This window comes from Micromonospora sp. PTRAS2, from assembly GCF_054052245.1.
Map to the genome: position 1 here is coordinate 150,464 of NZ_JBSWBU010000010.1, position 13,098 is coordinate 163,561.

Annotated in this window: 12 protein-coding genes and 1 riboswitch; of the genes, 7 read left to right on the top strand and 5 right to left on the bottom strand. The window is 74.0% G+C overall.

Annotated features, from left to right (window positions below; genetic code table 11):
* The first annotated feature begins 87 nt into the window (after positions 1 to 87).
* From ACVMYR_RS26115 to ACVMYR_RS26140, 6 genes are all read left to right on the top strand, one after another.
* The gene (locus ACVMYR_RS26115) at positions 88 to 1,359 is read left to right on the top strand and encodes an SGNH/GDSL hydrolase family protein (RefSeq protein WP_077940077.1); all 1,272 of its coding nucleotides are present in this window, start codon (positions 88 to 90) and stop codon (positions 1,357 to 1,359) included.
* 69 nt (positions 1,360 to 1,428) lie between these two features.
* A complete protein-coding gene (locus ACVMYR_RS26120) occupies positions 1,429 to 2,646 on the top strand; it encodes a cytochrome P450 (RefSeq protein ID WP_077940070.1) in 1,218 nt (405 codons plus the stop codon).
* A 13-nt stretch (positions 2,647 to 2,659) separates the two neighbouring features.
* Positions 2,660 to 3,667: an alpha/beta hydrolase gene (locus tag ACVMYR_RS26125; RefSeq protein WP_077940071.1), complete on the top strand. Its 1,008-nt coding sequence runs from the start codon at positions 2,660 to 2,662 to the stop codon at positions 3,665 to 3,667.
* A complete protein-coding gene (locus ACVMYR_RS26130) occupies positions 3,660 to 4,814 on the top strand; it encodes an alpha-hydroxy acid oxidase (RefSeq protein WP_457123010.1) in 1,155 nt (384 codons plus the stop codon). The genes ACVMYR_RS26125 and ACVMYR_RS26130 overlap by 8 nt, the downstream gene beginning before the upstream one ends.
* Complete coding sequence (locus ACVMYR_RS26135; protein ID WP_457123011.1) at positions 4,763 to 6,181, top strand: aminotransferase-like domain-containing protein; 1,419 nt, start codon at positions 4,763 to 4,765, stop codon at positions 6,179 to 6,181. Before ACVMYR_RS26130 ends, ACVMYR_RS26135 begins: the two co-directional genes overlap by 52 nt.
* A 61-nt stretch (positions 6,182 to 6,242) precedes the next feature.
* Positions 6,243 to 6,503 (top strand): hypothetical protein, encoded by a 261-nt coding sequence (locus ACVMYR_RS26140; protein WP_043968905.1) that lies wholly within the window; start codon positions 6,243 to 6,245, stop codon positions 6,501 to 6,503.
* A gap of 130 nt (positions 6,504 to 6,633) precedes the next feature.
* Here the strand turns inward: ACVMYR_RS26140 and ACVMYR_RS26145 are convergent, their stop codons facing one another.
* Positions 6,634 to 8,073, bottom strand: coding sequence for a glycine hydroxymethyltransferase (locus ACVMYR_RS26145; protein WP_043968906.1), 1,440 nt, complete (start codon positions 8,071 to 8,073; stop codon positions 6,634 to 6,636).
* Positions 8,074 to 8,091: 18 nt separating this feature from the next.
* Positions 8,092 to 8,181, bottom strand: a riboswitch (ZMP/ZTP riboswitch).
* A gap of 84 nt (positions 8,182 to 8,265) precedes the next feature.
* Here ACVMYR_RS26145 and ACVMYR_RS26150 point away from each other — a divergent pair.
* Entirely contained in the window at positions 8,266 to 9,114 is an 849-nt protein-coding gene (locus ACVMYR_RS26150; protein ID WP_396788636.1) for a metallophosphoesterase family protein, read from the top strand.
* Positions 9,115 to 9,190: 76 nt separating this feature from the next.
* On the opposite strand, the gene ACVMYR_RS26155 is transcribed toward ACVMYR_RS26150, so the two are convergent.
* From ACVMYR_RS26155 to ACVMYR_RS26170, 4 genes are all read right to left on the bottom strand, one after another.
* Positions 9,191 to 9,691, bottom strand: coding sequence for a hemerythrin domain-containing protein (locus tag ACVMYR_RS26155; protein WP_077940074.1), 501 nt, complete (start codon positions 9,689 to 9,691; stop codon positions 9,191 to 9,193).
* Positions 9,692 to 9,888: 197 nt separating this feature from the next.
* The gene (locus ACVMYR_RS26160) at positions 9,889 to 11,373 is read right to left on the bottom strand and encodes a S8 family peptidase (protein WP_431897998.1); all 1,485 of its coding nucleotides are present in this window, start codon (positions 11,371 to 11,373) and stop codon (positions 9,889 to 9,891) included.
* 134 nt (positions 11,374 to 11,507) lie between these two features.
* Positions 11,508 to 12,371: an NAD(P)H-hydrate dehydratase gene (locus tag ACVMYR_RS26165; RefSeq protein WP_077940080.1), complete on the bottom strand. Its 864-nt coding sequence runs from the start codon at positions 12,369 to 12,371 to the stop codon at positions 11,508 to 11,510.
* A complete protein-coding gene (locus ACVMYR_RS26170) occupies positions 12,355 to 13,086 on the bottom strand; it encodes a histidine phosphatase family protein (protein ID WP_457123012.1) in 732 nt (243 codons plus the stop codon). Before ACVMYR_RS26170 ends, ACVMYR_RS26165 begins: the two co-directional genes overlap by 17 nt.
* Between the last annotated feature and the right edge of the window lie 12 nt (positions 13,087 to 13,098).

Below are 13,098 nucleotides of genomic sequence, written 5' to 3' on the forward strand. Positions count from 1 at the left end.
TGGACGACCCTGGGCTGCCAACATGGAGGTTCAATGTCGACTCCGAACAAGTGGCGCTTGATAACGGCCCCGAAGAGATGGCAGGTGATCGCCGCTGCGGCCACGGCGCTGGTCGTGGGAGCGCCGGCCGTGGTGGCCACCGCCGGCCCGGACACCGGGAAGCGCCCCGGCGCACCCGTGTGGGCGGGCAGCTGGGCCGCCGCGGTGACCCGGGGCAACACGGTCGGGCTGACCAACACCGGCCTCAACAACCAGAGCATCCGGATGATCGTGCACACCACGGTGGGCGGTCCCCGGCTGCGCGTGCGGCTGAGCAACGTCTACGGCGAGCAGGCCGTGAAGGTCGGCCGGGCCACCATCGCCCGGCCGGACACGTCCACCCCGACGGACCTGTCGGACGTGGCCGCGCCGACCGTGAAGGAGCTGACCTTCAACGGCTCCGCGTCGGTCACCATGAACAAGGGCGGGGAGCTGCTCAGCGACCCGGTCGACCTCCCGGTCGGTGACCAGGAGGACCTGGTCGTCACGCTGTACTTCCCCGAGCTGACCGGGCCGGTGACCTTCCACGGCCAGTCGCGGCAGACCACGTTCATCGGCGCCACCGACCTCACCGGTGCCGCCGGCGGGACGGGCTTCACCATCCGCCCCGACTGCTGCTGGATGTTCCTGTCCGGTGTGGACGTGCAGCGCAAGCTCAGCCCCGGCTCGGTCGTCGTCCTCGGCGACTCCATCGCCGACGGCAACGGCAGCACGGTCAACACCAACCGGCGCTGGCCCGACCTGCTCGCCGACCGGCTGATCGACGCCCGCCCCGAGGTGCGTACCCCGGGCGTGCTCAACCTCAGCCTGGCCGGCAACCGGCTCAACCACGAGGGCACCGAGCCCGGCGCGGGCGGCTTCCCCGGCTACTACGAGCTGGGCCCGAACGCCCTGGCCCGGCTCAACGAGGACGTCTTCCCGCAGACCGGCGTGCGGACCGTCGTGACCCACCTGGGCATCAACGACATCTGGATGTCGGACGACTCCGCCGAGAAGATCATCGCCTCGCTGCGGCAGGTCAACCAGCAGGTCAAGGCCCGCGGCCTGACCAGCCTGGTGGCCACGCTGACCCCGTACGAGGGGCACGGCAACCCGGGGGTGTGGACCCCGGAGAAGGAGGCCACCCGCCAGGCTGTCAACGCGTACCTGCGTGGCAGCCACGAGTTCGACGGGGTGCTCGACTTCGACAAGGTGCTGCGCGACCCGGCCCAGCCGAGCCGGCTGCTGCCGGCGTACGACTCGGGTGACCACATCCACCCGAACGACCTGGGCAACCAGGCGATGGCCGACGCGGTGCCGCTGCGCCTGCTCGGTCTGTGACACCGGCGGGGCGGCGGGGGTGTTCCTCCCGTCGCCCCGTCGCCAACTTCCTGGGGAGGAAGCACCACCGTGGACGTCAAAGAGCTGCTCTCCGGCCTGTACAGCGACCAGGGCCGGCAGAACCCGTACCCCTTCTACGCGGCCCTGCACGAGCTGGGCCCGATCCGCGAGATCCCGAACCGCCCCGAGCACAGCACCGTCAGCGCCGTCGCCGGCGGGTACGACGTCGTCGACCAGGTGCTGCGCGACCCGGAGTGGCTCAAGCAGTCCCCGCCCGGCTGGGAACAGCACGAGATCCTGCGCACCTTCGAGTCGTCGATGATGTTCATCAACCCGCCCGACCACACCCGGATGCGGGCGGTGTTCGCCAAGACGTTCACCCCGCGCCGGCTGGGCGCCCTGGAGCCGGTGATCAGCCGGGTCACCGACACGCTGCTGGACCGGATGGCCGAGGCGGGCGCCGGCGGCGCCGAGGTCGACTTCGTGGCCGACTTCGCGTACCCGATCCCGGCGCTGGTGATGGCCGAGTTCATCGGCCTGCCCGAGGCCGACCTGCCCTGGTACCGCGAGCGGGTCGACTGGATCGACGACTTCCTCGACGTGGCCGGGGCGACCCCGGAGCGGCTGGCCAAGGCCAACACCGCCGCCGCCGAGCTGCGCGGCTACTACCGGGAGCGGATCGCCGAGCGCCGCCGCGCCCCCGGCGAGGACCTGATCAGCGGCCTCGTCGAGGCGCTCGACTCCGGCGAGGTGGACCTCACCGAGGACGAGCTGATCAGCAACCTCATCGTCCTGTTCAACGCCAGCTTCGTCACCACCGTCTACATGTTCAGCAACGGCCTGCCGCTGCTGCTGGAGCACCCCGAGGTGACCGCCGCCCTGCCCGGCGACGCCGAGCTGACCCGGGGCTGCGTCGACGAGGTGCTGCGCATGCAGAGCCCGGTGCACTTCCTGGCCCGGGCCGCGCCCCGCGACACCGTCCTGCACGGGGTCAAGGTCGCCGAGGGCGAGAACGTGATGCTGCTGATCGCCGCCGCCAACCGCGACCCGGCCCGCTTCCCCGACCCCGACCGGTTCGACCCGCGCCGCGCCGGCCCGCCGTCGCTGGCCTTCGGCGTCGGCCTGCACTTCTGCCTCGGCTCGGCGGTGTCCCGGCTGGAGGGCCAGCTCGCCCTGCCCCGCCTGTTCGCCCGCTTCCCCGGGCTGCGCATCACCCAGCAGCCCGTCTACAGCGGCAGCCTGTTCCTGCGCGGCATCGACAAGCTGTTCGTCACCACCGGCGAATAAAGGAGACCCACCCATGCCCCTGGACCCGCAGGTGGTCGCGTACCGGGCCGCGCGCGCGGCGGCCGGCGTCGCGCCGCTGTACACCCAGACCCTCGCCGCGGCGCGCGCGGCCGACCTGGCGGCCATCCGGGCCGGGGGCGGCGACGTCGAGCCGGTGCACGCGGTACGCGACACGGTCGTCCCCGGCCCCGCCGGTGACCTTCCGGTACGCGTGCACCGGCCGGCCGGGGCCGGCCCGCTGCCGACCCTGGTCTACTTCTTCGGCGGTGGTTGGACCCTCGGCAGCGTCGACACGGCCGACGGGATCTGCCGCCGGCTGGCCAACGCCACGGGCTGCCAGGTCGTCACGGTCGGCTACCGGCTCGCCCCGGAGCACCCGTTCCCGGCGGCGGTGCACGACTGCCACGCCGCCGTGGCCTGGCTCGCCGCGCACGCCGACGAGTTCGGGGCCGACCCGGACCGGCTGGCCGTCGGCGGGGACAGCGCCGGCGGCAACCTCGCCGCCGCCGTGACGCTGCTGGCCCGCGACGGCGGCGGGCCGGCGCTGGCCGCCCAGCTGCTGGTCTACCCCAACACCGACCAGCGCGAGCGCGTCGAACCGGCGGGGTCCGCCGATCCCGCTGAGTCCGCCGGGCCCGGCGGGGAGCAGGACCCGCTGCTGTTCAACCGGCACTCGGTGGCCTGGTACCGGGGGCACTACCTGCCCGATCCGGCCGACGCGGCGAACCCGCTCGCGTCGCCGCTGCTCGCCGAGGACCTGACCGGCCTGCCGCCGGCCCTGGTGATCACCGCCGAGTACGACCCGCTGCGCGAGGAGGGGGAGCGCTACGCCGACCGGCTGCGCGCGGCGGGCGTGCCGGTGGAGCTGGCCCGCTACCCCGGGATGATCCACGGGTTCTTCGCCATGCCGGGGGCGTTCGACGCCGGTCGGCACGCCCAGGACCGGGCCGCCGCGTTCCTGCGCGACCGGCTCGGCGTCGCCCCGGCGGTGCCGGCCGACGCGGGCGCGGTCGATGGCTGAACCGCTCGCCCCGGCCGCGCCCGCCCCGCCCGGCACCGCGCCTGCGGCCGCGTCCGCCGGTGCGGTGCCGTTCGCGGCGAGCCTCGCCGACTTCGCCGCGCTGGCCCGCGAGGTGCTGTCGCCCGAGGTGTACGACTTCGTGGCCGGCGGCAGCGGGGCCGAGACCGCCCTCGCCGCGAACCGGGCCGCCCTGGACCGGGTCGCCGTGCTGCCCCGGATGCTGCGCGGGATCGACCGGCCCCGCACCGACGCCCCGCTGCTCGGCCGGGCGCAGGCCCTGCCGGTGGCGGTCGCGCCGATGGCGTACCAGCGGCTCGTGCACCCCGACGGCGAGCCCGCGCTCGCGGCGGCGGCCGGCGCGGCCGGGGTGCCCTACGTGGCGAGCACCCTGAGCAGCGCCACCATCGAGCAGATCGCGGCGGCCGGCGGGCCGGTGTGGTTCCAGCTCTACTGGCTGCGGGACCGGGGGATGGTCCGCGAGCTGGTGGACCGGGCGCAGCGGGCCGGGTGCACCGCGCTCATGCTCACCGTCGACGTGCCGATCCTCGGCCCCCGGCTGCGCGACGTCCGCAACGGGTTCGCCCTGCCGCCGCAGGTGGCCGCCGCGAACCTGCCCGGCAGCCGCGACGACCTGGCGCACGCCGGCACGCCCGGCACCTCGGCCGTGGCCCGGCACACCAGCGCCGCGTTCGCCTCGGCCCTCACCTGGTCCGACGTCGCCTGGCTCCGGGGGCGCACGGACCTGCCGCTGGTGGTCAAGGGCGTCCTCGACCCCCGCGACGCGGTGCTGGCCGCCGACGCGGGAGCGGACGCGGTGGTGGTGTCCAACCACGGCGGGCGGCAGCTCGACGCCGCCCCCGCCGGGCTGACCATGCTGCCGCAGGTGCGCACCGTCGTCGGCGACCGGTGCGAGGTGCTGGTCGACGGCGGCATCAGCGGCGGCGTCGACGTGCTGCGCGCCTTGGCGCTGGGCGCGTCGGGGGTGCTGGTGGGCCGGCCCCTGCTGTGGGCGCTGGCCGTCGGCGGGCGGGCCGGCGCCGACGCCGCGTTCGCGCTGCTCGCGGCGGAGCTGCGCGACGCCCTCACCCTCGCCGGGTGCGCCGACCCGGCGGAGGCCCGCGACCTGCGTACGATCACGGAAGGCTGAACGTGGACGGTGGACGACCGGTGGACCTGAGCGCGCACGCCGACCTGGCTGTGGCCGATCTGGAGGTGGCCGACCTGCACCCGGCGGTCGGCGACCCCGCGCTGAACTCGATGAACTTCCTCAACGAGGTCGCCCAGCGCTATCCCGACGCGGTGTCGCTGGCCGCCGGCCGCCCGTACGAGGAGTTCTTCGACGTCGCCGACCTGCACCGGCACCTGGAGACGTTCCGCGCCCACCTGGCCGACGACCTCGGCTACGGGCCGGCGCAGGTGCACCGCGCCCTGTTCCAGTACGGCCGCACGAAGGGGATCATCCACGACCTCGTCGCCCGCAACCTCGCCGTCGACGAGGAGATCACCGTGGACCCGGAGTCGATCGTGGTGACGGTCGGCTGCCAGGAGGCGATGCTGCTGGTGCTGCGGGCGCTGCGCGCCGGCCCCGCCGACGTGCTGCTCGCCGTCGCCCCGACGTACGTCGGGCTGACCGGCGCGGCCCGGCTTGTGGACCTGCCGGTGCGCCCGGTGGCCGGCGGCCCGGCCGGGATCGACCTGGCGGACCTGCGCGAGCAGGTGCGCCGGGCCCGCGCCGAGGGGCTGCGCCCGCGCGCCTGCTACGTGATGCCGGACTTCGCCAACCCGTCCGGGGCGAGCATCGACCTGGCCGACCGGCGGCGGCTGCTGGACCTCGCCGCCGCCGAGGACCTGCTGCTGATCGAGGACAACCCGTACGGGTTGTTCCACGCCGACGGGGCGGGGCGGGTGCCGACGCTCAAGGCCCTCGACACCGGGCGGCGGGTGGTCTACCTCGGCTCGTTCGCCAAGACCGTGCTGCCCGGGGCGCGGGTCGGCTACGTGGTCGCCGACCAGCGGGTGCGCGACGCCGACGGGACCGTCGGGCCGCTCGCCGACCAGCTCGCCAAGATCAAGAGCATGGTCACGGTGAACACCTCGGCCATCGCCCAGGCCGTCGTCGGCGGGGCGCTGCTCGCCCACGGGTGCAGCCTCGTCGCCGCCAACACCCGCGAGCGCGCCGCGTACGCCCGCAACCTGCGCCACCTCGTCGACGGCCTCGCCCGGCGGTTCCCCGATCCGTCGCCGGTGCGGTGGAACGTCCCGGCGGGCGGCTTCTTCGCCGTGGTGAGCGTCCCGTTCCCGGTCGACGACGCGCTGCTGCGCCGCTCCGCCGAGGACTACGGCGTGCTGTGGACGCCGCTGGCCCACTTCTACGACGACACCGCGCCGGTGGCCGCGCTGCGGCTGTCGATCAGCGCCGTGACGCCCGCGCAGATCGACGCCGGCCTCGACCGGCTCGCCGCGCTGATCGCCGACGAGCTGGCCCGGTCGCCCGTCCCGGCGGCGCGGCGCTGACCCCGCACTGTCGTCGTTCCGCCACCCCCCGTGCGCCACGCGCCCGGGCGGACCGGCCATAATGGACCGCATGGTCGCATGGGAGTACGCACTGTTGGTCCGCCGCTACCAGGGGCAGGGGCGCAATTTCCACGTCTCGTTCGTGTGGTACGGCCCGGACGGGTCCCGCACCGACATCACCGCGTACGGCGACACCGCGATCGCGCACCTCAACCGGGCCGGCCGGGAAGGCTGGGAGCTGGTCTCCGCGGCCGAGGACGTGAACAACGTCCAGGGCAGCACCGAGGTCCACCGCTACCACCTCAAGCGCCCCATGGCCTGACCCGCCCTTTCGCTCTCCGGGGCGGCACGGCGGGACGCCGTGCCGCCCCGCCCCGGTGATCAAGAGAAAAGCGTCAAAGTCGATCTCGACGATGACGCCTTTCTCTTGATCAGCGAACAGGTGGGGGCGGTCAGGCCAGGGTGACCGAGGGGTAGAGGGGGTGGGTCGACAGGAGGTCGGTGGCCTGGCGGCTGACCTTGTCGGCCAGGGCCGGGTCCAGGACGTACTTGGCCTTCGACGGCGTGCCGTCGGCGTTCGACCCCGGCGTGGTCTGGCTGAGCACGGTGTGGATCAGCTCGGCTGTCGCGTCCATCTCGGCGGTGCCCAGGCCCCGGGTGGTCAGGGCGGGGGTGCCGATCCGGATGCCCGAGGTGTACCACGCGCCGTTCGGGTCCTGCGGGACCGCGTTGCGGTTGGTGACGATGCCCGAGTCCAGCAGCGCCTGCTCGGCCTGCCGGCCGGTCAGGCCGTACCCGGAGACGTCGATGAGCACCAGGTGGTTGTCGGTGCCACCGGTGACCAGCGTCGCGCCCCGGCGCAGCAGCCCCTCGGCGAGGGCCTGGGCGTTGTCGACGATGCGCTGCGCGTAGTCGGCGAAGTCGGGGCGACGCGCCTCGGCCAGGGCGACCGCCTTGGCGGCCATCACGTGCGGCAGCGGACCGCCGAGCACCATCGGGCAGCCCCGGTCGACCTGGTCGGCCAGCTCCGGGCCGCACAGCACCATGCCGCCGCGCGGGCCGCGCAGCGACTTGTGGGTGGTGGTGGTGACGATGTGCGCGTGCGGCACCGGGTCGAAGTCGCCGGTGAAGACCTTGCCGGCCACCAGGCCGGCGAAGTGCGCCATGTCGACCATGAACGTCGCGCCCACCGAGTCGGCGATCTCCCGCATGATCCGGAAGTTGACCTTCCTCGGGTACGCCGAGTAGCCGGCGACCAGGATCAACGGCCGGAACTCGCGGGCCGCCTCGGCGACCCGGTCGTAGTCGATCAGGCCGGTGGCCGGGTCGGTGCCGTAGCTGCGCTGGTCGAACATCTTGCCGGAGATGTTCGGCCGGAAACCGTGGGTGAGGTGGCCGCCCGCGTCCAGCGACATGCCGAGCATCCGCTGGTCGCCCAGCTCGCGGCGCAGCGCGAACCAGTCCTCCTCGGTCAGGTCGTTGACCTGACGCACCTGCGCCCGCTTCAGGGCCGGGGACTCCACCCGGTCGGCCAGGATCGCCCAGAACGCCACCAGGTTCGCGTCGATGCCCGAGTGCGGCTGCACGTACGCGTGCGACGCGCCGAACAGCTCCCGGGCGTGCTCGGCGGCGAGCGCCTCGACGGTGTCCACGTTCTGGCAGCCCGCGTAGAAGCGGCGGCCGACCGTGCCCTCGGCGTACTTGTCGCTGAACCAGTTGCCCATCGCCAGCAGCGTGGCGGGGGAGGCGTAGTTCTCGCTCGCGATCAACTTCAGCGACTCGCGCTGGTCTGCCAGCTCCGCCCCGATCGCGTCGGCGACCCGGGGCTCGACGGCGCGGATCACCTCGAGGGCGCTGCGGAAGGCGGTGGATTCGGCGTTCGGCGACGACATGCGACCTCCTGGTGACGTGCGGAAGGCCCAGGCGCTCGGCAGACGTCCTGATGACGGGACCGCTTCCCGATGGTTGTCCATCCCCACGCGCCAGTCACGGCCCGGCCCGATCCTACCCGGTCCGCCCTGGGGCGGGCCGGGCCGGACCACCTTCGGCGGTCTCCGCGTTCGCCGCGGCTCCCGTAGGATCGACTGGTGGTGGGGGAGGACGACGGGGCGCTGCTCGCGATCAGCGACCTGCATGTGACATACGCGGAGAACCGGGCGATCGTCGAGGGCCTGCGCCCCCGTTCACCGGGCGACTGGCTGCTGGTCGCGGGCGACGTCGCCGACACCGTGGCCGACATCGAATGGGCGCTGGGCCTGCTCAGCCGGCGCTTCGCGAAGGTGGTGTGGGCCCCGGGCAACCACGACCTGTGGACGCCGTCGAGCGACCCGGTCACCCTGCGCGGGGTGGCCCGCTACCGGCACCTGGTCGACGTCTGCCGCGCCCTGGGCGTGGTCACCCCGGAGGATCCCTACCCGGTGTGGCGGGGCCCCGGAGGGCCGGCGCTGGTCGTGCCGCTGTTCCTGCTCTACGACTACACCTGGCGGCCCGAGGGCCTCGACACCCGCGAGGCGGCCCTGGCCGAGGCGTACGCCACCGGCATCGTCTGCACCGACGAATACCTGCTGCACCCGGACCCGTACCCGAGCCGGCAGGACTGGTGCGCGGCCCGGCTCGCCGAGACGGCCGCGCGGCTCGACGCCCGCGATCCGGCGCTGCCGACGGTGCTGGTCAGCCACTGGCCGCTGGTGCGCGAGCCGACCCGGATCCTGCGCTATCCGATCTTCGCCCAGTGGTGCGGCACCGACGCCACCGCGGACTGGCACGTGCGCTACGGGGCCGCCGCGGCCGTCTACGGCCACCTGCACATCCCCCGCACGACCTGGCACGACGGGGTGCGCTTCGAAGAGGTGTCGGTCGGCTACCCCCGCGAGTGGCGACGCCGCTCCGTCCCACCGGGCCAGCTCCGCCAGATCCTCCCGCCCCCGGACTGATCCACCCCCTCCGATTCTTGGACAGTTGTCGTCACGAGCGGACGGCAACTGTCCAAGAATCGCGTGCGGGGCGCGGTCAGGCGGTGACCGCGTCCAGCGCCTTCTTGATCGCCTTCGGGGCGGTGGGGCTGCGCGGGGCGTCGGCGCGCAGCGCGAGCATCCGCTCGCCGATCTCCTGCAACTGCTTGCGACCGAGCGCCTCCCGCACCTTCGGGAACCACTCCTGCTCCTCCTCCTCGACGTGGTGCTCCACGTTCTCGATCAGCACCGTGGTCTTGGCGTTGAAGTGGTCGTCGTCGGCGTCCATGGTGGCCAGCTCGGCGCAGAGCAGGTCGGCCACATGGTGCTCCTCGTACGATTCGAGGATGTCGTCCTCCAGGTCCGGCAGCAGCTTGCGGACCTCCGGGTACATCACCTCGTTCTCCAGGTAGGTGTGCACCGTGAGGGCCTCCAGGATCTGCCCCACCAGCTTCTGCCGCTGGCTCGCCGGCCCGTCCTGCGCATCCTGGAAGGCCCGGAACAGGCGGCGCATCTCCTTGTGGTCCTCTTTGAGCACGACGATGGCATCGGTCGACACGGGTGGCCTCCTAGGTTCGGCTGATGATCGACCGGTACCCCGAGGTCACCACCGGAAACAGGCGTCACCCGATCGGTGGACGGTCCCGTCGCCCGCCCGCCCCCGGCCGGTGCGGCCCGGCCCACGGCGCGTCGCTGCCGGAAACACGCTGGTGGGGCCCGGCGAATGCCGGGCCCCACCAGTTTCCCGTCAGGCGGTCACTTGACCGCGTTGTACGCGTTGACGGTGCCCGCGCCGTAGAACCCGTTGCGGGCCCCGCCGGAGCAGGTCGCGTCGTACGCGTGCGGGCCCGTCGGGATCAGCGGGACCGGGTTGTACACGCCCGCCGGGCAGGAGCGGGCGACGGCGGTGCGCTCCAGGAACGACGCGAGCTGCCCCGGCGTCATCCCCGGGTGGGCCGACAGGGCCAGGGCGGCGACGCCGGTCGCGTGCGGACCGGACATCGAGGTGCCCTGCTTGTAGCCCCACCCGTTGGTGCGGGTGGCCGTGTTGAAGGTGGTGGACAGGATCGCGTCGGTGCTGGTCGAGCGGGTGCCCTGGGTGCGGAACCGGGTGTCGCCGCCCGGGGCCGTCACGTCGACGACGCCCTGCCCGTACGAGGAGTAGTAGCTCTTGTCCCCGGTCGGGCCGACCGCCGACACGGTCACCACGCCCGGCGCCTCGGCCGGCAGGTCGAGGCAGGCGTTGGTGAGGTTCTCGCGGGTCTCGGGCGTCCCGTTGTTCGGGCTGCCCTCGTCGGTGATCTTGTGCGCGAGGTCGTAGTTGGAGTTGCCCGCGGACGCCACGTTGAGCACGCCCTTGCTCTGCGAGTAGCGGATGGCCCGCTGCACGGCCTGCCACACCGGACGCTGGCGCGCGTCGTTGCGGCAGTTCAGCTCCCACGGGTCGATGTAGTAGCTGTTGTTGGTCAGCTGCATGCCGTGCTCGGCGGCCCACACGAACCCGCAGACCGCTGCCTCCGGGAAGATGTAGCCGTCGTCGTTGACCACCTTGACGGCGGCCACCTTGACGCCCGGGGCGACGCCGGTCACCCCGACGCCGTTGATCGCGGCGGCGATGGTGCCGGCCACGTGGGTGCCGTGGTCGGAGGTGGTCGGGTTCCAGGCGGCCTCGGTGGTGTCGGTGACACCGCCGACACAGGACGTGCTCTTGTCCCTGGCGATCTGGCTGGCCAGGTCCGGGTGGCTGGAGGAGATGCCGCTGTCGAGCACGCCGACGACCACGTCCGGGCTGCCGGTCGTGATCGCGTGGGCCTGCGGGACGCCGATCATCGGCATGTCCCACTGCTGCCCGTACAGCGGCTCGGTGGTCGGGTCGCCGCTGGCCGCGGCGGCGTCGGCCGCCGAGACCTCCACGGTCTCGCCCTCGTCGAGGGCGCTGCCGAGGCCGGTGGTGGCGGCCACCGACTCGACGCCGGCACCCTTCACCGCCGAGGCGAAGTCGGGGTTGGCCGACCGGACGACGAGCACGCCGATCTGGTGGTAGCTGGCCACCACCGTGCCGTTCGCGGCGGCGACCCGGGCCGCCGCGGCGTCGGTCGTCGCACCCTGCGGGGCGAGGACCAGGAAGGTGGTGTCGGGGCCGACGGCCGCCGCCGGGGCCAGTCCGCCGGTGAGGGCGAGACCGACGCCGAGCGTCACGGCGGACGCGGCGGCCAGGGTCTTGCGACGCAGGTTCTTCACACAGACTCCCAGGGGCTGTTCCAGCCGGCTCCGCGCCCCTGGTGGGGACGCGGCCGGCGGGAGGCGGACGGACGCCCGCCTCCGCTGGATGAGCGTCGGGAGCCCGGGCGGCGTTACACCGCCCCGGGGTGTGGTCAGACCGTGGCGAGGGTGTGCGGAATCTCGTCGAGCAGCTCGCGGGCGAGGAAGCCGATCCGGCCGAACCGGGGCACCAGGCGCTGCCCGCTGACCGCGTGCGCGAACGCCGCCCAGCAGGCCGCCTGCGCCGGCTCGGCGCCCCGGGACAGCAGGCCCGCCAGCAGCCCGGCGCGTACGTCCCCGCTGCCGGAGGTGCCCAGCCCCGCGTCGCCGCTCTCCTCCCGCCAGCACCGCCCGTCCGGTGCGGCGATGTGGCCGTAGAGAGAGACCACGGCGTCGTACCGGCGGGCCAGCTCGGCCGCCTCGGCGTCCAGGTCGTCGCCGGGGTCGCGGCCCAGCAGGTGCGTCGCCTCGGTCAGGTTGGGGGTCAGCACCACCGGGCGGCCCGAGTCGACCAGCAGGTCCGGTGCGTGGCTGAGCGCGCCGAGGGCGTACGCGTCGAGGACCAGCGCGGTCTGCTTCGGCGCGACGTCGAGCACCCCGCGCAGCAGTTCCCCGGTCGCGTCGATGTCCGTGAGCCCGGGGCCCACGGCCACCACGTCGGCGTCGGCCACCAGCCCGTCCAGCGGGTCGCCGGGGCGGCCCGCCACGGCCCCGTCGGTGGTCTCGGGCAGGCCCACGACCAGCGCCTCCGGCACCTGGATGCTCAGCGCGGCGGCGGTGGACTCGGCGGCGGCCAGTTGCAGCACCCCCGCGCCGGCCCGCAGGGCGGCCACCCCGGCCAGCAGCACCGCGCCGGGGGTGAACCGGGAGCCGCCGACGACCAGCACGGTGCCCCGGGCCTCCTTGCCCCCGGTCGGCACGGGCAGCGCCCACCGGCGCAGCAGCGCGGGGGTGATCACCTCAGACCGGTTCGGCATGGACCTCGTCCTCCCTGGTCGGGCGGGCTCCCTGCTGGCGCAGGTGGGTGACGTCGTTGAAGGTGTCGGGGACGAGCCGGCCCTCGGCGTCGGCGGTCCAGCCGGTGACCGAGCAGTTGGCGATCACGTGCTGGCGGGTCAGCGCCATCAGCTCCGGCTCGGTCAGCCCCTCCACGAGGTAGCGGAGCAGGAACACCAGCGCGTCGTGGCCGAAGAGCAGCACCCGCCGGTCGGCGTGGTCGCGGCGCAGGTCGCCCAGCAGGGCGCGCAGCCGCAGCGCCACGTCCGTCCACGACTCGCCGCCGGGTGGCCGGTAGTAGAACTTGCCCAGCCGGGCCCGGCGCTGCGCCTCGTCGGGGAACCGGCTGGCGACGCCGTGCCCGGTCAGGCCGTCCAGGACGCCCAGCTCGCGGTCGCGCAGCCGCTCGTCGCGGCTGACCGGGATGCCGGTGCCGTCGAGGGCCAGCTCGGCGGTGCGCACGGCCCGCAGGTACGGCGACACGACCGCCACGTCCGGCCGCCGCCGCTGCGGCAGCTCGGCCAGCCAGCGCCCGGTCGCCCGGGCCTGCTGCTCGCCGGTGGGGGACAGCGGCACGTCCGCGTCGCGGTGGGCCAGCCCGATCAGCTCCGCCCCCGTGCTCTCCGCCTCGGTCGCCGCGACGTTCGCCGTGCTCTCGCCGTGGCGCACGATCCACAGCGCTGCCAGTTCCGCCATGCGCCGCACCGT

Bases quoted from the DNA above. Each gene is read 5' to 3' on its own strand.
- ACVMYR_RS26125 (WP_077940071.1), top strand. From the start codon at position 2,660: ATGCCCCTGGACCCGCAGGTGGTCGCGTACCGGGCCGCGCGCGCGGCG.
- ACVMYR_RS26130 (WP_457123010.1), top strand. From the start codon at position 3,660: ATGGCTGAACCGCTCGCCCCGGCCGCGCCCGCCCCGCCCGGCACCGCG.
- ACVMYR_RS26140 (WP_043968905.1), top strand. From the start codon at position 6,243: ATGGACCGCATGGTCGCATGGGAGTACGCACTGTTGGTCCGCCGCTAC.
- ACVMYR_RS26145 (WP_043968906.1), bottom strand. From the start codon at position 8,073: ATGTCGTCGCCGAACGCCGAATCCACCGCCTTCCGCAGCGCCCTCGAG.
- ACVMYR_RS26165 (WP_077940080.1), bottom strand. From the start codon at position 12,371: ATGCCGAACCGGTCTGAGGTGATCACCCCCGCGCTGCTGCGCCGGTGG.
- ACVMYR_RS26170 (WP_457123012.1), bottom strand. From the start codon at position 13,086: ATGGCGGAACTGGCAGCGCTGTGGATCGTGCGCCACGGCGAGAGCACG.